The sequence below is a fragment of the Pelagibacterium sediminicola genome, from assembly GCF_003390885.1.
Taxonomy (GTDB): domain Bacteria; phylum Pseudomonadota; class Alphaproteobacteria; order Rhizobiales; family Devosiaceae; genus Pelagibacterium; species Pelagibacterium sediminicola.
Genome location: NZ_QMEL01000003.1, coordinates 102,233 through 118,520 on the forward strand (window position 1 = coordinate 102,233; position 16,288 = coordinate 118,520).

Below are 16,288 nucleotides of genomic sequence, written 5' to 3' on the forward strand. Positions count from 1 at the left end.
GGGTTCGGTTTAGGTATCAGCATGATTCGCATAATATATATTATGGAACTTTTGCATGCGAAGAAATCGGAGATCATCACGGTATGTTCCGGTGGTCGCGGCGGGATCCCGGGAATAAATCCCGGAATGACAATGGTGGTTGCGAAGGGCTTTAAGCCAACCCCCATCTCTTATGTCACCCCGGGATTTATTCCCGGGGTCCAGTCTCGTTGTCCGCCACCACGATCTCCATGCCGTCATAGGCCGGTTCCACGTGGTCCGGTGTCTCACTGTCGAGCACGTCATAATCGAGGTCGACGTGGAGATTGGTGAGGATGGCGTGTTTTGGGGTGTGGCGGGCGATCTGGGCCAGGGATTGCTCGAGGTTCAGATGGCTCGGATGCGGTGCGTAGCGCAGTGCGTCGAGCACCCAGATATCGAGATCGCGCACGGCCCAGAACGAGCTTTTAGGCACGCCCGAGAGATCGCATGAATAGGCAAAGTCGGCGACGCGGAACCCCAGCGAGGTGATGTTGCCGTGCTCCTGCTCGAATGGCGTGACCTCGATCGTGCCGCCCGCGCCGGTGATCGTGATGCGCTCGCCCGGCGCTATGGAATTGGCATTGAGGATGGGTGGATATGGGCTATCCTCGGGCGCGGTAAAACAATAGCCGAAGGCATCGCGCAGGCGCACCTCGGTTGTCGTGTCCATATAGACATCCACGCGACGGCGGGAATTCAGCGCCAGAACGCGCAGATCGTCAATGCCGTGGGTGTGGTCGGCGTGCTCGTGGGTGTAAAAAACGCCGTCGATCTCGGCCACTTCGGCGGCAAGAAGCTGCTCGCGCAGATCGCATCCCGTATCGATCAGAATGCGGGTCTTGCCAGGCATATCGGGACGCGATCCGGTGATGAGCAAGGCGCAGCGGCTGCGCCTGTTCTTGGGATTCTGGGGATTGCAGGCGCCCCAATTGTTGCCGATGCGCGGCACGCCGCCCGATGAACCGCATCCCAGAATGCGCGCGACGATGCGTGTGGACGGCAGGGTGTCCATCAGGCGCGCCTCGCCTTTGAGAACAGCTTGAAGAAATTATCCGAGGTTTCCGCCGCAACCCGTTCGAGCGCCACACCGCGCAATTCGGCCAGCTTTTCAGCCGTATGGCGCACGAATGCCGGTTCGTTGCTCTTGCCGCGATGAGGCACCGGGGCAAGGTATGGCGCGTCTGTTTCAACCAGATAGCGGTCGGCGGGAACCTCGCGGGCGATCTCCTGAATGTCCGCCGCATTTCTGAATGTCACGATACCCGAAAACGAGATGTAGCCACCGAGTTCGAGACCGCGCCGGGCCAGCGCCCTGCCCGACGTAAAGCAGTGCAGAACGAAGGGGAAAGCCCCCTTCCCCGCCTCATCCTCCAGAATGGCGATCATGTCGTCATCGGCGGAACGGGCATGGATGACCAGCGGCAGGCCGGTGATGCGGGCGGCGGCGATGTGATTGCGGAAGCCCTGGGCCTGAGCGTCGCGCGGCGAGGAATCGTAGTGATAGTCGAGCCCGGCTTCGCCGATGGCGACGCATTTATCAAAATCCGATAATCTGACGATTTCCTCGGTGGTTATATCGAGTTCTTCATGCGCATTATGCGGATGGGTGCCGACCGAGCACCAGACATTCTCATAGGCCGTGATGGCCTTGATCGCCTCGAAATTTCTGATGCGCGTCGAGATGGTGACGCAACCGGTCACCCCATTGTCCCGGGCGCGCGTGAGCACGCCGCCGAGGTCTTCCGACAGGGAATCGAAATCGAGATGGCAATGGCTGTCGATCAGCATGTCAGGCCGCGCCTTCGTCCTTTTCGACATAGCGCGGGAAGACCCCTTGCGGTTCGGGCAGCGCGGCGCCCGACGCCAGCCTTCCCGCCTCGCCCAGAGCGGCAAAATCGCGCTGGGCGGGATCGATGCCGAGCAGATCGAGCAGGCGCGAGGCCGAATCCGGCATGACGGCCTGAATGAGAATGGCCACCTGCCGCACCGCTTCGATGGTAACGTAGAGCACCGTCGCCATGCGCGCGGGATCGGTCTTGCGAAGCGCCCATGGTTCTTGCGCGGCAAAATAGCGGTTGGTGTCGGCCACGACCTGCCAGATGCCTTCCAGCATGCGGTGCATGGCGAAATTGGCCATCGCGGCGCGTGCCGTCTCCAGCATGGCATCGGCGGCGGCGAGGATTTCCCGGTCTTCGGCGGTGAAATCCCCCGGCTGCGGCACCTTTGCCTCGCAGTGTTTGCTGACCATCGAGAGCGAGCGCTGGGCGAGGTTGCCCAGATCGTTGGCGAGATCGGCATTGATGCGGTTGACGATGGCCTCGTGACTGTAGGAGCCGTCCTGGCCGAACGAAACCTCGCGCAGGAAGAAATAGCGCACCGGATCGACCCCGTAGCGCTCGACCATGCCGAACGGGTCGATGACGTTGCCGGTCGACTTGCTCATCTTCTCGCCGCGGTTAAAGAGGAACCCGTGGCCGAACACCCGCTTGGGCAGTTCGATCCCCGCGCTCATCAGGAAGGCGGGCCAATAGACCGCGTGAAAACGCGTGATGTCCTTGCCGATAATGTGCACATCCGCCGGCCAGTAGCGCCAGAGCGGATTGTCCTCGTCGGGAAAACCCACGGCGGTGATGTAGTTGGTGAGCGCATCGACCCACACATACATCACATGGTCTTCATCGCCCGGCACCCGGATGCCCCAGTCGAAGGTCGTGCGTGAGACCGAGAGGTCCTTGAGACCGCCCTTGACGAAATTGACGACTTCGTTGCGGCGCTCGTCCGGCCCGATGAACTCGGGGTTGCTTTCATAGAGGTCTAGGAGTTTCTGCTGATAGGCGGAAAGGCGGAAGAAATAGCTGTCTTCCTCGATCCATTCGACCGGGGTTCCTTGCGGACCATAGCGGACGCCATCGGGGCGAAGCTCGGTTTCCTCCTCGGCGTAATAGGCTTCGTCGCGCACCGAATACCAGCCCGAATAGGTGTTCTTGTAGATGTCGCCATTGCCGGACTCGGCCATGCGCTTCCAGATGGCTTGCGAGGCGTCGTAATGGCGCTTTTCGGTGGTGCGGATGAAATCGTCGTTCGAGCAGTTGAGCGCGGCGACCATCTCCTTGAAACGCCCGGCATTGCGGTCGGCCAGTTCGGATACCGGGATGCCTTCCTTGCGGGCGGTCTGGAGCATCTTCTGGCCGTGCTCGTCCGTTCCAGTGAGGAAATAGACGTCATACCCGTCTAGCCGCTTGAAGCGGGCGATCGTATCGGTTGCCAGCGCCTCATAGGCGTGCCCGATATGGGGGGCGCCGTTGGGGTAGGAGATGGCGGTCGTGATGTAAAAGGTGGAGCGGCTCATAAGGGTCCGGGTCTGTCAGGCTGCTGTGGCAAATTTGCGGGCATGGTCGCGGATGAGATCGAATACCGAAACCAGCGTCTGCCGCCGGTCGAGGTTGTAGATGTCGGCGTCGGCGACGAGGGCGCTGGCCTTGTCCCACAGCGCGTTGGCCGAAGCAAGGCGGAAACGCGCCGAAGCCCCTGCCCGCGCGGCGTTTTCGGCTTCGGCGGCGATCCAGTCGCGGATGATATCCTGGGCGAAGGAGAGTTCGGCGCCCTTGGCGGCGGCAAGGCTTTCGGCGATGGCGAGCTGGGCACGGACCGGCTGGACGTGGGGGGAATCGAGCCAGGTGACCAGCGCATCGAGCATATCGCCTTCCTCGAACATCAGCGTTTCGAGCGCCCGGCGCGGTCGGCCTCCGGCGAGCCGGATGGCGCGGGCCAGCGCTTCGCTATCGGTATCGGGCCTGATCGCGCTGACGACCGTGCTGACCTCGCCGTCGGGCAGGGGTCGCAGGGCGATGCTTTGGCAGCGTGAGCGGATAGTGGGCAAAAGCCCGCCCGGACGGTGCGAAAGGACGATGAAAAGCGTTTCGGCGGGCGGCTCTTCGAGCGTCTTGAGCAGGGCGTTGGCCGAATTGGCGTTGCAATCGTCGACGCTGTCGATAATCGCGATGCGATAGCCCGCCCTGCCCCGCGTCCTTTGCAACGCGTCTCGGGCGGTACGCACATCCTCGACGCGGATGGCGGTGTAGAACTTGTCGGTTGCCGAGAGGTCGCGGGCACGGCGCAGGACGAAAAGATTGGGGTGCGCCATGGACGCGACCTGCGCATCAACCCGTTCGGCGGTCTCGTCGGAGGTGCGGGTCAGAAGTTCGCGCGCCAGCGTGAAGGCAAAGGTCGCCTTGCCGATGCCGCGCGGGCCATGCAGCATGATGGCGCTGGGCGGACGCCCGGCGTCAAGCGCGGCGAGGATGCCCGCATAGGCGCGTTCATGGCCGACAAGACGCTGCGTTTCGGGGGCAGGCACGCCTTCGATCTGGTCGGCTTCCACACGCTCCCAGCTCACGCGGGCTGATCCTCGGTTTCGAGTTCGGGAAACCGCTCGCGCACCACGCGCCATATCTCCTCGGCCAACGCGTCCTCGTCCATATCGGCGGACAGTACGACACAGCGGTCGGGATTTTTGGCGGCGATAGCGAGGAAGCCTGCGCGCAGGCGGCGGTGGAAATCGAGGTCTTCCTTCTCGAACCGGTCGGCAAGGGCGGGCATGCCGTCCTCCATGGCGCGCCTGCGCACCCGCTCGAAGGCGTTTTCGGGGTCCATGTCGAGGATGATGGTGAGGTCGGGCACATGACCGTTGAGCGCCAGCGCTTCGAGCGCATCGATCAGCCCTTCCTCGACGCCGCCCGTCAGGCCCTGATAAACGCGGGTGGAATCGGCGAAGCGGTCGCAGAGAACCCATTTTCCGGATGCGAGCGCGGGGGCGATCAGTTCGTTGACATGATCGAGGCGGGCGGCGGCGAAAAGTACCGCTTCGGCGCCCACGCCCCAGCTTTCGGGTTTGCCCTGCAGGATGAAGGAGCGGACGGCCTCGGCCTTGGGCGTGCCGCCCGGCTCGCGGCTGCGCACGACGGATACGCCGAGATCGCCAAGGCGCGCCGCAAGCCGCTTGACCTGCGTGGACTTGCCGACCCCCTCCCCGCCCTCGAAGGTCAGGAAACGGGCCGGTGATGTATCAGTGTCGTAAGCCGCCATGCCGCAACCCGTGTCTGGGAATCGCCGGATAATCCATGAACCTTAGCCTTATACTAAAAAGGCAGCCAGCCGAAGGCCAGTTCCCAGAGGGCGTCGGTCGCCCGGCGGAAGATACCGCCCGCCTCGATGTCCGTTGCGGCATAAAGCGGGACGGACTGGATTTGCTGATCGTCGCAGAAGATGTTGAGATAGGCGATCTGGTCCCCTGCCCTGACGGGCGGAAGAAGGGGGGCCTGATAGCTGATATTGCCTCTGAGGCACTGTCGGTTGTTCTTGGGCAGAAAGATATCGACCCCGCTCGCGCCCACGAGGCCGACCTGTGAAACCGCGCCGCCATAAACCGACGCGTGGCCGATGATGGTGCCGTCCGAAAAAGCGGGAATGCGGTCGAAACTCGTTGCGCCCCACGTGATGAGCCTGCGCACTTCATCGGTGCGCTGCTGGGCCGTGGCAAGCCCGTGCACCACACCGACCAGCCGTCGGCCACCTTCTGTCGTGGAGACGACCACGCCGTTGCCGACCGAACCGGTGCTGCCGGTCTTGAGCCCGTCGATGCCGACCTGGCCGAGAAGATCGTTGCGGTTGCGCTGGAAAATGCCGTTCCACTCGAAGGCTTCGGCGGAAAATACGGGATAGTATTCGGGAAACTCGCGGATGATGTAGCGGGCCAGGTACGCAAGATCGCGTGCGGTCGTGTACATTTCCGGGTCAGGCAATCCGCTCGGATTGGTGAAATGGGAATTGGTGAGCCCGATCTCGGCGCCGAACTGGTTCATCAGGCCCGCAAAGGCTGTCTCGCTGCCCGCGATGCCTTCGGCGAGCGCGATGGTCGCGTCGTTGCCGGACTGGATGATGGCGGAATGGAGCAGATCGTCCACCGACACCTCGGACCCCAGTTCGGCAAACATCGTGGTGCCCCGCGCGGGCGCGCCACCGGTGCGCCAGGCGTGCTCGGAAATCACCATCGTATCGTCAAGACCCAGCGCGCCGCGGCGGACCAGATCGAGGGTCAGCGCAACCGTCGCCAGCTTGGCCATGCTGGCCGGTTCGACGCGCTCGTCGGCATTATGCTGGTAAAGAACCGCACCCGACTGGTGGTCGAGAAGGATGGCGTAGGGGGCGGCGGTCTCGAAAGCCTGCTGCGCAAGGAGAGGGCGCGCGCAGGCGAGGGCAAGGATCAGCGCGGCGAGCGCGAATGCGGTCGTGCGCCAGAACGGCCCTGCGTTTGATTTGGTCGGATAGATCGCCCTGCCCCGCTCGATACGGCTAATTTGGGGACATTCAATACAAAATTGTCCCGCTCAAGCCAAGAGAACCGGCAAGGTCGGTCGCGTCCGCCGTGGTCACACCTTCGCGAAGATGGGTGAGGGTGAGCTGGACGGCGGTCTGGCCGCCATGGGTGACGGAAACCTGATCGACGGCACCCAGAACCGCAAACGCCTCGGCGATCCCGGGCGCGGTATCGGCATCGAACGTGCCCAGCGCGATGCGCACGGGCGTTCCGGTGATTTCGGAAACGGCGTCGATGTCGAGGGCGCCGGTCCCGCCATAGGAAAGGACCTGGAAGGGAATGTTCTGGGGCACGGTGGGCGCGAGCGTTTCAACCGCATCGAGCGCGGCCGGGGCTTGCGGTGCGGCGTTATAGGCGACGCGGGTCGTGCTGTTGAGCTCGTACGGCGTCAACTGGTTGATGCCGGCCATCAGGAACCGGGTGTCGTCGCCTTCTAGCGGAGCGGGGCCGACATATTGCACGCGCACATTGGCCATGCCCTTGTTGGAATAGCCCAGCACCTCTGCCGTGCGGCGGGAAAGATCGATGACACGGCCCTTGGCAAAGGGACCCCGGTCGTTGACCCGCACGAGCGCCGAATGGCCGTTGTCGAGATTGGTGACCCGCACATAGGACGGCAGCGGCAATGTGGGATGGGCGCCGGAAAGGTGGTTCATGTCGAACACTTCTCCATTGGCGGTAAGGCGGCCATGAAAAGCCGGACCGTACCACGACGCTTGCCCGGTCACATCCAGATCGGGCTGTTCCTGGGGCACGAAACGCTGGCCGGCCACGGTATAGGGCTTGCCCACGTGATAACGCCCGCCGCCCTTGGGGACGTTGCGTGAGGTCGTGACGCGGGGCGATGCCTTCACCCCCATCTTGGAGGCGGCGAAATATTCATTGCCCGCGAAAAGATCGAGCCCGCCTCCACACCCGGAAAGAGTGATCGCTGCGATAGCGGTTGCAAGGATCGTCAGCCCGGCGGGACGCCGGGTCATCGGAGCAGTGTGAGAACTCATACGCGGCACCTGATACGCATTACTCGAAGGCAAGCGCCTTCACTTCAAGACATCCCAAACACCATAGCTTTGTTTAGATTTTCTTAAACTTATGTAAATTGTCGCGCGGCGAGCGCGCCGATGGCCGAGAGTTCGGACCTGATCCGACGCGCAAGGGAAACCGCGCCCGGCGTGTCGCCGTGCAGACAGATCGAGGCTGCGTCGGAACGAAGCGTAGTGCCGTCGAGAGCTTCTATCTCCCCCGTTTCCGCAAGAAGCAGACACCGCACCACCACCTGTTCGTCATCGTGGATGACCGCGCCATCGCGCGTCCGGGGTGCCAGAAGGCCGTCCGGGGTATAGGCGCGGTCGGCATAGGCTTCGAGGATGGTTTCGAGCCCAAGGCGTTGCGCCGCGCGGTGCTGGGCGGAATTTTCGAGCACCAGCGCAGCCAGATGCGGATGCCTTTTCTTGATGGAGGCAAAGACGGTTTCGGCCAGCGCGTCGTCTTCGGCGGCCATGTTGGCCAGCGCGCCGTGGAGCTTGAAATAGGCGAGCGGCACGCCTTCCGCCGTGGCGATCGCGGCGAGCCTGCCGATCTGGCGAACGGTTTCAGCCGCGATCGCTTCGGGGGGCAGGGAAAGACGGCGGCGGCCGAAATGTTCGGGGTCATCGAACCCCGGATGTGCCCCGGCCCTCACGCCATTGGCGCGTGCCGCGACCAGTGCGGCGCGCATGGTCTTTTCGTTCCCTGCATGTCCGCCACAGGCGATGGAGGCGCTCGTGACGATGGCCAGCAGGGCTTCGTCATTGCCCAACCCCTCGCCCAGATCGGCATTGAGATCGAGTTGCCGGATCATAGCGTTCCTTTCAGCGCGGCCTGCGCCGCCTCGACGGTTACCGGCTGGAAGCGTACCATCCTGCCCGAACGGATCTGGGCGAACCGGTCGAGATCGGCGGAAATGACGGTCGCGATGCGGGGGTAGCCGCCGGTCGGCTGGTGATCGCGCAACAGGACGATAGGTGTGCCATCCCCGAGAATTTGAATATCGCCGGGCACGATGGAATCGGAAACCAGTGAAAGGATATTTGCGTCGGTGAATACGCCTGCCGCATCCTTGAGGCGAACGCCCATGCGATCCATGCGGGCGGTTATCTGGAATTGGGTGGAGATGAAAGACGATCTTGCCGTTTCGGGGAAAAGATCGGCGTGGACGCTCCAGGTTACGCGGATCGGGTCGGAAAGCTGGTGCTGCCCGGAGACTGTGTGGATGGTCTCCGGGACACTGCTGCCATCAAGGGGGACGAGCGCCAGTTCGTCCCCTGCCCTCAGCGCCCTGCCCTCATATCCGCCCAGCCCGACAACCGCGTTGGTCGAGCGGCTGCCCATGACCGGCGCGCAATCGATCTGCTTTTCAAACCGGATATAGCCGTAATTGCCCCAGGGGCCGGTGGTGATATCGATCACATCGCCGTCTGTGAGGTTGAGCGCCAAAGGCCATTGGCGGGGCTCGCCGTTGAGGGTCAACCCGAACTGGCCGCCCGCAAAGCCTGCGGTGCAATCGGTGCCGGAATAGCGCAAGCCGAGGCCGGCCGAGGTGAACTCCAGCGCCGCCCCGGCAGCCTTTCCGGCGAGGGCGCCGGCCAGTCGATAGGCGGACCTGTCGAGCGCGCCCGAGGCGCTGATGCCATGGATAAGCTGGCCGGGACGCCCAAGATCCTGCACCGTTACCAGCGGGCCGGCACGCAGAATGGTGAGCGTACTCATGCCATAGCCTCGAAGATTACCGAGTCTCCGGCCCGCAACAGCGTTGGTGGTGTTCCCGCTGGGTCGAAGTTGGAAAAATCGGTGCGCCCGATGACGTGCCAGCCCGTGGGGATCGGCGTCGATGTGATCGCGGTCTGACCCGCCGCGAACAGAACGCTGCCCGGTGGCACGCGGTCGCGTACCGCGTTGCGGCGCGGCAGGCGCATGTCCTCGGCGTGGAGCCCGCAATAAACGAAGCCCGGCGCAAAGCCGGTCGCCAGAATCCGCAAGGGCGCGCCATTGTGCCGGGCGATAAATGTGTGGCTATCCATTCCCAACGCTTCGGCTACGGCATCGAGATCGGGGCCGTCCGCGCCGCCAAACCGGATGGCGATGGAATAGGACCGGGTTTCGCCGGCATCATCGCGGCGCCGCGAGATGGCGAGACGCAGTTCCGCCGAAAGCCCGGTAAACGTGATCCTCGTGGGATCGTAAAGCAGCAGTACCGAAACGAGATTGGGCACGATTTCGGTTACACCCGGCAGGCGCGCATCTTCCGCCGTGCGCGCAAAGGCCACCACCGCCGAGGTGGCCTCGTCCCCAATCCGGTCAGAAAACCGGACCAGCAGTGCGCTGTCGCCGAGCGGGACGATCCGCGGAATGGGAAGATCGGGCACCCTTGCCTCCTTGTTCGGATTTTGGCGTATCCCGCTGCACTTGCAATGACAAGCCAAACGCGAGACCATTCCCGGCGTTGAAGGCTACAGGGAGGATCGAGATGGGAAACATGCGCCTTTTGCTGATCGCTGCCGCCATTCTCGTTGCGGTCGTGGCCCTCCTGACGCTCGATCTATCCGCTACCGAATTCGGCATCGTCCTTCTGGGCGGCGCGGCGGCGGTCGCGGTTGTCATGTTCTTTCTCACCCGGCGGCGCTACCAGCGCATGACGGATGCGGAAAAGGACAGCCGCGAGCCGCCCGAACTCTAGATCGCATCGTGTTTTGATGGAAACGGCATGGCTTCCGGTTTTCGCCGGAGAAGCAAGAGCGCTTCGCGGTTGCCGCCAGATGGATGGCCGGGCATCGCTTTAATTCAAATGCTGACGGTGTTGTTTGCCACCGTTTTCATTCTTGGGCGTAGCTTTCGCGCCATGCAGACAGATCGAGACATCGACGTGCCCGAACGGGCTCTTTGCGGACAGGCCGATGCCGTGTTCGACATCCTGACGCGCACCGGCAGCCTGCCGGTCGAGTTGAGCCTGTCGATCGAGGAAATCCTCGAACGCGCCTGGGAAATCGCTTATCGCCGTCAGGAGGCAGCGCTGGCCCCGGTGATCGATCTCGCCGCGTTCCGCGCGGCGCGGGTCCGCACCGAAAGCTCGAACACATAATTTTCCCGGCGTTGTATCGCCGCCCCTGCCGGTCTAGATTGCCTTGATCGCTGCCCGTTGCGCAAGGCGTCCGCCATGGCGTTTGAAATCGCTGAACCTTCCGCGCCCCGCATCGGCGTCGCCCTGGGGGGCGGTGCGGCACGTGGTCTGTCCCATATCCCCTATATCGAAGCGATGGACGAGATGGGGCTTTACCCCTCCGCCATCGCCGGCACTTCCATCGGCGCGCTGATCGGTGCGGGCTGGGCAGCTGGCATGACCGGGGCGGAATTGCGTTCCTACGCGCTCGAGGTGTTGGGCAGCTTCCAGCTTATCGCCGGAACCGTGTGGAACGCCCACCAGCCCAGCCTCGTGGGACTGCTCAAGAACGGGCTGAGCTTTCAGGTGGACGCGCAGAGCATCACCGAGGCGTTCCTGCCCGAAGGATTTCCCGAAACGTTCGCGGAGCTGAAAATACCGTTCGTGACCGTGGCGGCGGATTATTATTCCTGGGAGCAGATCGTCTTCGCCTCCGGCCCGCTCAGGCGCGCCATCGCGGCGTCCCTTGCCATTCCGGCCGCGTTCAAGCCCGTGGTCTTTGAAGGGCGTACCTATATCGATGGCGGGGTCATCAACCCGGTTCCGATCGATCAGGTTCTGGACAAGAGCGACATCGTCGTTGCCATCGACGTCAATGGCAGCCCCGAACCCGGCGAGGACGACGTGCCGCCGGGGCTGGTCGATATCGGGTTCGTGGCCACCCAGATCATGACCCAGACGATCGTCGATGCCCATATCGAGAAATACCCTCCCGACATCTACGTGCGCCCCTCGGTCAATCCGTTCGGGCTGATGGAGTTCTGGCGGGTCCGGGAATTGATCGAAATGGCGGAGGGCGACAAGGATCGGTTCAAGCGCGCGCTCGAGGAAAAGCTGGAAAATTTCGAGCGTAACGGCTCGGGTTAAGGTGGCCGCGCGCTGGATGCTGCATTGCCAACACATGCCGCATCTCGAGACCGGCATGATGGCCGAGTTCGCGGCCAGCACTAAGAGTGCCTAACAAAACCAGAGATGGCCACGATGGGAACCATATCCGTCTGGCGATCGTCTCTTTATATTCCAGCGATTGGCGCGCGCAGAGCACGTGAAACGCAGGCTGAGGATCAAATACCGGAAGGCGTGGACATGACCGGCAAGACCCAAAACGATCACCCGAAACATACTGGCCATTCGGCCGGGGAGCATGTGCATGAACACGCGGCCGTTGCCCCGGACAGCGGCCATAAGGTCAAGGACCCGGTCTGCGGCATGATGGTCGATCCCCACACGACCCGGCACAAAGCCGAGCATGCCGGTCGACCTTATTATTTCTGTTCGGCGGGTTGCCGCGCGAAGTTCCTGGCCGATCCGGCACGTTATCTCGATCCGGCTGTCGCGGCGGCCAGGGCCGAGCCTGTTCCTGAGGGGACGATCTATACCTGTCCAATGCATCCGGAAATCCGGCAGGTCGGTCCCGGATCCTGCCCGATCTGCGGCATGGCACTGGAGCCGGTGCTGGTCAGCCTTGAGGCGGAGCCGAATGTCGAACTGATCGACATGACGCGGCGATTCTGGATCGGATTTGCGCTCGCAATTCCGGTGTTCGTCCTGGAAATGGGCGGACATCTTTTCGGATTTACCCACGCCATCGGCCAGCAGGTGTCAAACTGGCTGCAACTGATCCTCGCCACGCCGGTGGTGCTTTGGGCGGGGTGGCCATTCTTCCAGCGCGGCTGGCAATCGCTGGTCAACCGCAGCCTCAACATGTTCACCCTCATTGCCTTGGGCACCGGGGCGGCCTGGATCTACAGTATCGTCGCCACGCTGGTGCCGGGCATCTTTCCCGACGCGTTCCGCCAACACGACGGCTCGGTCGCAGTCTATTTCGAGGCGGCGGCAGTCATCACCGTGCTGGTCCTGCTCGGGCAGGTTCTGGAGTTGCGCGCACGCGAAAGCACAAGCGGCGCGATCCGCGCGCTGCTCGATCTTGCCCCCAGGGTAGCCCGGATCATTCGTGACGACGGCACCGAGGAAGAGGTTCAGCTCGACAGCGTTCAGGCCGGCGACCGTCTGCGGGTCCGGCCGGGCGAGAAGGTGCCGGTCGATGGCGAGGTGCTGGAAGGCCGCAGCGCCGTCGATGAATCGATGGTGACGGGCGAATCGATGCCGGTGACCAAAGAGGTCGGTGCGTTGGCTATCGGCGGCACCATGAACCAGTCGGGAGCGCTGGTGATCGAGGCGAAAAGGGTTGGCCGCGACACCATGCTGTCGCAGATCGTCCAGCTAGTCGCCGAGGCGCAGCGAAGCCGTGCGCCGATCCAGCGGTTGGCCGATCAGGTTTCGGGCTGGTTCGTGCCGACGGTGATCGTGGTCGCGGTCCTTGCCTTTATCGCCTGGTCGGTCTGGGGACCGGAGCCGCGCTTTTCCTTCGGCCTGATCGCCGCCGTGTCGGTGTTGATCATCGCCTGTCCCTGTGCACTCGGGCTTGCAACGCCGATGTCGATCATGGTCGGCGTCGGGCGCGGCGCACAGTCGGGCGTGCTGATCAAGAATGCCGAAGCGTTGGAGCATATGGAGAAGATCGACACCATCATCGTCGACAAGACCGGAACCCTGACCGAAGGGCGCCCCGCGGTTACCGCCATCGTGCCCACACCGGGGTTTTCCGAGGACGAAGCCCTGCGCCTTGCCGCGAGCGTCGAACGCGCCAGCGAGCATCCTCTGGCGCTGGCCATCCTGCGCGCCGCCGAGGAGCGCGCGATCGCGACCGCGCCGGTGGCGGATTTCGACTCACCCACCGGCAAGGGCGCCTATGGTACGGTGGAGGGCAAGCATATACCCCTTGGCAATGCGAAATTCCTTGCCGAGCAGGGCGTCGATGTCGCACCGCTCGCCGATGAGGCCGACCGGCTTCGCAAGGATGGGGCGACCGCGATCTTCATGGGGGTGGATGGCCGCGTCGCCGCCATCTTCGCCATCGCCGATCCGGTCAAGCCCTCGACGCCCGAGGCGCTGGCCGCCCTGAAGGCACAAGGCATCCGCGTGGTCATGTTGACCGGCGACAACTGGACAACGGCAAAGGCAGTCGCGCGCCAGCTTGGTATCGACGAGGTCGAGGCCGAAGTGCTGCCCGATCAAAAAAGCGCGGTCGTTCAGCGGCACAAGGCGGCCGGAGAGGTGGTGGCAATGGCGGGCGACGGCGTCAACGATGCCCCGGCACTGGCCGCCGCCGATGTCGGCATCGCCATGGGCACCGGCACCGATGTGGCGATGGAAAGCGCGGGCGTCACCCTGCTCAAGGGCGATCTGACCGGTATCGTCCGCGCCCGCCGACTGTCGCGGGCGGTGATGGGCAACATCCGCCAGAACCTGTTTTTCGCTTTTATCTACAATGCGCTCGGCGTGCCGGTAGCAGCGGGGGTGCTGTATCCGTTCTTTGGTATCCTGCTGTCGCCGATCATCGCCGCAGCCGCCATGGCGCTGTCTTCGGTCAGCGTCATCGCCAATGCAGCAAGGCTGCGAAGAGTGAAGCTGTGATGATGGCGGCGGTATCGTCCCCATCCCGCGCGGGTGCCTGTTCACCCCGTCCGGCCTCGCCTCAGAACTGGCGAGACGATGCAATCCATGCAATGAGGCTTGAAGATGAAAAATGATAGTAACATCAGCCGGCGCAGCATTCTGGCCGCAGTCGGCGCCCTTCCCCTGCTGTTGACCGTGACACGCATGGGATATGCTGACACATTGCCCCTTGTGATGGTCACCAAGGATCCCTCCTGCGGCTGCTGCGATGGATGGGCTGCGCATATCGAATCCGCGGGCTTTCCGGTACGGGTCGTGGAATCCGCAGACATGGCCAGTGTCAAGCAACGGTTAGGCATTCCGGCCGAACTGGCATCGTGCCACACCGCCGAGGTGGACGGCTATGTGATCGAGGGCCATGCGCCTGCCGTTGCCATCCACCGCCTGCTGGCCGAGCGGCCCAAGGCGAGGGGACTGGCCGTTCCCGGCATGCCTGCCGGATCGCCCGGCATGGACTTCCCGGGCATCGATCCCCTGCCCTATGAAGCGTTCCTCTTCGGCCCGGCCACCCGGACCTTCGGGCGCTTTCTCGGTTCGCAGGAAATTTGACACGGGCCTGCCGGCAGGCGACTCCGTGCCACCTTTGTGGGCCGATGACCGCCAGAGCAGGTCAGTATTTGGCGGAATCGTCGAGATTCCCGCAATTGCGGCAGGTTCGGTCTGGACCCCGGGAATGAATCCCGGGAAGGCAAGCGGGAATAGGGCCGGTATCGGCCAAAACCACCAATGTCATTCCGGCACTCGTTCCCGGAATCTAGTGCGTTTCCAGGATAAGTTGCGCCCACCTATCCTGGAAACGCTCTAAAAAATGCTGTTGTCCCTTACGGCAATATTCCCATAGTTCTCGGTATTAATGGTCAGATCTGCAGTCACAATCTCCCGCCACTGGGTGCCGACGATTGCATGATGCCGGGAACCCGAGACGAGGTTTCCACTGATGCGGGCGTGGCCAGCATCCGGAACCACACTCACCGCAATGCCAACATCACAACCACGGACCAGATTTTCGCTTACGATGACGTCGCGCAGATAAGGTCCCCATCCTATCACGATGCCAGTGCCCGGCACGCCATCGACGACGTTTCCTGTAACGACCGCATCGGCTTCCGCTGCAATACCGTAAGGAACGACGTCAGGATTTGTTGGAGAATCCGCCTTCATGTCACGCACGATATTGCCGCTGCAGACGCACAACCGGCCACCATGATCGAAATTGGTAATCGATATGCCCGCTGCGCCGCGCTCGATCACGTTGTCGCTGATGATGGAGCCCGAGAAACCAAACTCGGAATAGATGGAGACTTCATCACTGTCGGCGCAATGATTGCCTGTCACGCGGGTATTATTGGTGGCATTCAACCGGATGGCCGAAAAGGCGCAATCGGTGATGGAGTTGTCAGAAACGCTGACACCATCGGCACGGAACACGTTGATGCCATTGCCATTCTGCCCGTTACCACCGCCAACCCAGCCGATCTGGCTGATCCGGTTGCCAAACACGCGAGAGCCGTCCGCCCCGCTCTCATACCGCCAGATGCGAATGCCGCCATTGCCGCACCGGGTTATGGTGTTGCCAAAAACGTCCAGTCCACGGCTGTCGGTGCAAAATATGCCCGTATTGCCGATATCGGACAGGATACAGTTTTCAATACGTCCCCCCACATCGTGCGCGTTGATCCCATTCCCTGCGGCATTCACGAGCCGGCAATCGCGAATGATGGCATCATTCGCTCCGGTCAACTCGAGTAGTGTCGATTGAGAGTCCCGTTGAACCTCTCCATCGAACGTCAAACCCTCAAGAGCCACCCGACCGCTCGCAGTGACCGAAAGGATCGAACTGCCATTTCGCACTCGGAGGACGGTTTGGCCCGAGCCACGGATTGTCACCGGGCTGGCGATCGTCGCCCCGTTGATCTCATATGACCCTGCGCCGATAAACAGCGGTTGCCGAAGTGAGGCTGCCGCATCGATGGCCATCTGCAGTGCTTGTGTCTGGTCCCCTCCCGACGGGTCCACGCCGAATGAACCCGCATCAACAAAGGGGTGGGCCAGCACGCTGTCGGACAGGGCCACGCTTGCCAGAGCAGCAGAGCCGCCTAGTAACAGGTTTCGGCGGGTGACAGTCATTGCAATCCTTTCGGAATGTGTTGGCGTATCAGCGTCCCTGTTCCCGAATC

Annotated in this window: 18 protein-coding genes; 7 read left to right on the top strand and 11 right to left on the bottom strand. The window is 62.8% G+C overall.

Annotated elements, in window-relative coordinates:
- Positions 1-187: 187 nt before the first annotated feature.
- The 6 genes from DQG18_RS06730 to DQG18_RS06755 are packed head-to-tail and all read right to left on the bottom strand — an operon-like array spanning position 188 to position 6,215.
- The gene (locus DQG18_RS06730) at positions 188-1,033 is read right to left on the bottom strand and encodes an MBL fold metallo-hydrolase (protein ID WP_116653485.1); all 846 of its coding nucleotides are present in this window, start codon (positions 1,031-1,033) and stop codon (positions 188-190) included.
- The gene (locus tag DQG18_RS06735) at positions 1,033-1,809 is read right to left on the bottom strand and encodes a TatD family hydrolase (protein ID WP_116653486.1); all 777 of its coding nucleotides are present in this window, start codon (positions 1,807-1,809) and stop codon (positions 1,033-1,035) included. The genes DQG18_RS06730 and DQG18_RS06735 overlap by 1 nt, the downstream gene beginning before the upstream one ends.
- A 1-nt stretch (position 1,810) precedes the next feature.
- A complete protein-coding gene (metG, locus tag DQG18_RS06740) occupies positions 1,811-3,370 on the bottom strand; it encodes a methionine--tRNA ligase (protein ID WP_116653487.1) in 1,560 nt (519 codons plus the stop codon).
- A gap of 15 nt (positions 3,371-3,385) precedes the next feature.
- Positions 3,386-4,417, bottom strand: a complete 1,032-nt coding sequence (locus DQG18_RS06745) for an AAA family ATPase (protein ID WP_198669694.1) — start codon at positions 4,415-4,417, stop codon at positions 3,386-3,388.
- Positions 4,414-5,106, bottom strand: coding sequence for a dTMP kinase (gene tmk / locus DQG18_RS06750; RefSeq protein WP_116653489.1), 693 nt, complete (start codon positions 5,104-5,106; stop codon positions 4,414-4,416). Before tmk ends, DQG18_RS06745 begins: the two co-directional genes overlap by 4 nt.
- 53 nt (positions 5,107-5,159) lie before the next feature.
- Positions 5,160-6,215 (bottom strand): D-alanyl-D-alanine carboxypeptidase family protein, encoded by a 1,056-nt coding sequence (locus DQG18_RS06755; RefSeq protein ID WP_245958409.1) that lies wholly within the window; start codon positions 6,213-6,215, stop codon positions 5,160-5,162.
- On the opposite strand from DQG18_RS06755, the gene DQG18_RS16015 reads away from it, so the two are divergent.
- Entirely contained in the window at positions 6,174-6,335 is a 162-nt protein-coding gene (locus DQG18_RS16015; protein ID WP_157970039.1) for a hypothetical protein, read from the top strand. The two genes, DQG18_RS06755 and DQG18_RS16015, sit on opposite strands and share 42 nt — an antisense overlap.
- Positions 6,336-6,387: 52 nt before the next feature.
- Here the strand turns inward: DQG18_RS16015 and DQG18_RS06760 are convergent, their stop codons facing one another.
- The 4 genes from DQG18_RS06760 to DQG18_RS06775 form a co-directional block, all read right to left on the bottom strand.
- Entirely contained in the window at positions 6,388-7,398 is a 1,011-nt protein-coding gene (locus tag DQG18_RS06760; protein WP_116653491.1) for a septal ring lytic transglycosylase RlpA family protein, read from the bottom strand.
- A gap of 89 nt (positions 7,399-7,487) precedes the next feature.
- Entirely contained in the window at positions 7,488-8,237 is a 750-nt protein-coding gene (locus DQG18_RS06765) for a 5-oxoprolinase subunit PxpA (protein WP_116653492.1), read from the bottom strand.
- On the bottom strand, positions 8,234-9,145 hold the full coding sequence (locus DQG18_RS06770; protein ID WP_116653493.1) for a 5-oxoprolinase subunit C family protein: 912 nt from the start codon (positions 9,143-9,145) through the stop codon (positions 8,234-8,236). The genes DQG18_RS06765 and DQG18_RS06770 overlap by 4 nt, the downstream gene beginning before the upstream one ends.
- Positions 9,142-9,801 (bottom strand): 5-oxoprolinase subunit B family protein, encoded by a 660-nt coding sequence (locus tag DQG18_RS06775; protein WP_157970040.1) that lies wholly within the window; start codon positions 9,799-9,801, stop codon positions 9,142-9,144. The genes DQG18_RS06770 and DQG18_RS06775 overlap by 4 nt, the downstream gene beginning before the upstream one ends.
- Positions 9,802-9,902: 101 nt before the next feature.
- Between DQG18_RS06775 and DQG18_RS06780 the strand changes: the two genes are divergently transcribed.
- The 6 genes from DQG18_RS06780 (at position 9,903) to DQG18_RS16715 (ending at position 14,660) form a co-directional block, all read left to right on the top strand.
- Positions 9,903-10,112 carry a hypothetical protein gene (locus DQG18_RS06780; protein WP_116653495.1) on the top strand — a complete coding sequence of 70 codons (210 nt, stop codon included), beginning with the start codon at positions 9,903-9,905 and terminating at the stop codon, positions 10,110-10,112.
- 162 nt (positions 10,113-10,274) lie between these two features.
- The gene (locus DQG18_RS06785; RefSeq protein ID WP_157970041.1) at positions 10,275-10,514 is read left to right on the top strand and encodes a hypothetical protein; all 240 of its coding nucleotides are present in this window, start codon (positions 10,275-10,277) and stop codon (positions 10,512-10,514) included.
- Positions 10,515-10,589: 75 nt separating this feature from the next.
- Entirely contained in the window at positions 10,590-11,459 is an 870-nt protein-coding gene (locus DQG18_RS06790; protein WP_116653497.1) for a patatin-like phospholipase family protein, read from the top strand.
- 16 nt (positions 11,460-11,475) lie between these two features.
- Positions 11,476-11,553 carry a hypothetical protein gene (locus DQG18_RS06795; RefSeq protein ID WP_245958410.1) on the top strand — a complete coding sequence of 26 codons (78 nt, stop codon included), beginning with the start codon at positions 11,476-11,478 and terminating at the stop codon, positions 11,551-11,553.
- 125 nt (positions 11,554-11,678) lie between these two features.
- Positions 11,679-14,069 carry a heavy metal translocating P-type ATPase gene (locus DQG18_RS06800; RefSeq protein WP_116653498.1) on the top strand — a complete coding sequence of 797 codons (2,391 nt, stop codon included), beginning with the start codon at positions 11,679-11,681 and terminating at the stop codon, positions 14,067-14,069.
- Between the two features lie 312 nt (positions 14,070-14,381).
- Entirely contained in the window at positions 14,382-14,660 is a 279-nt protein-coding gene (locus DQG18_RS16715) for a DUF411 domain-containing protein (RefSeq protein WP_425454216.1), read from the top strand.
- A 252-nt stretch (positions 14,661-14,912) separates the two neighbouring features.
- On the opposite strand, the gene DQG18_RS06810 is transcribed toward DQG18_RS16715, so the two are convergent.
- Positions 14,913-16,238 (bottom strand): TIGR03808 family TAT-translocated repetitive protein, encoded by a 1,326-nt coding sequence (locus DQG18_RS06810; RefSeq protein ID WP_157970042.1) that lies wholly within the window; start codon positions 16,236-16,238, stop codon positions 14,913-14,915.
- Positions 16,239-16,288: the final 50 nt, after the last annotated feature.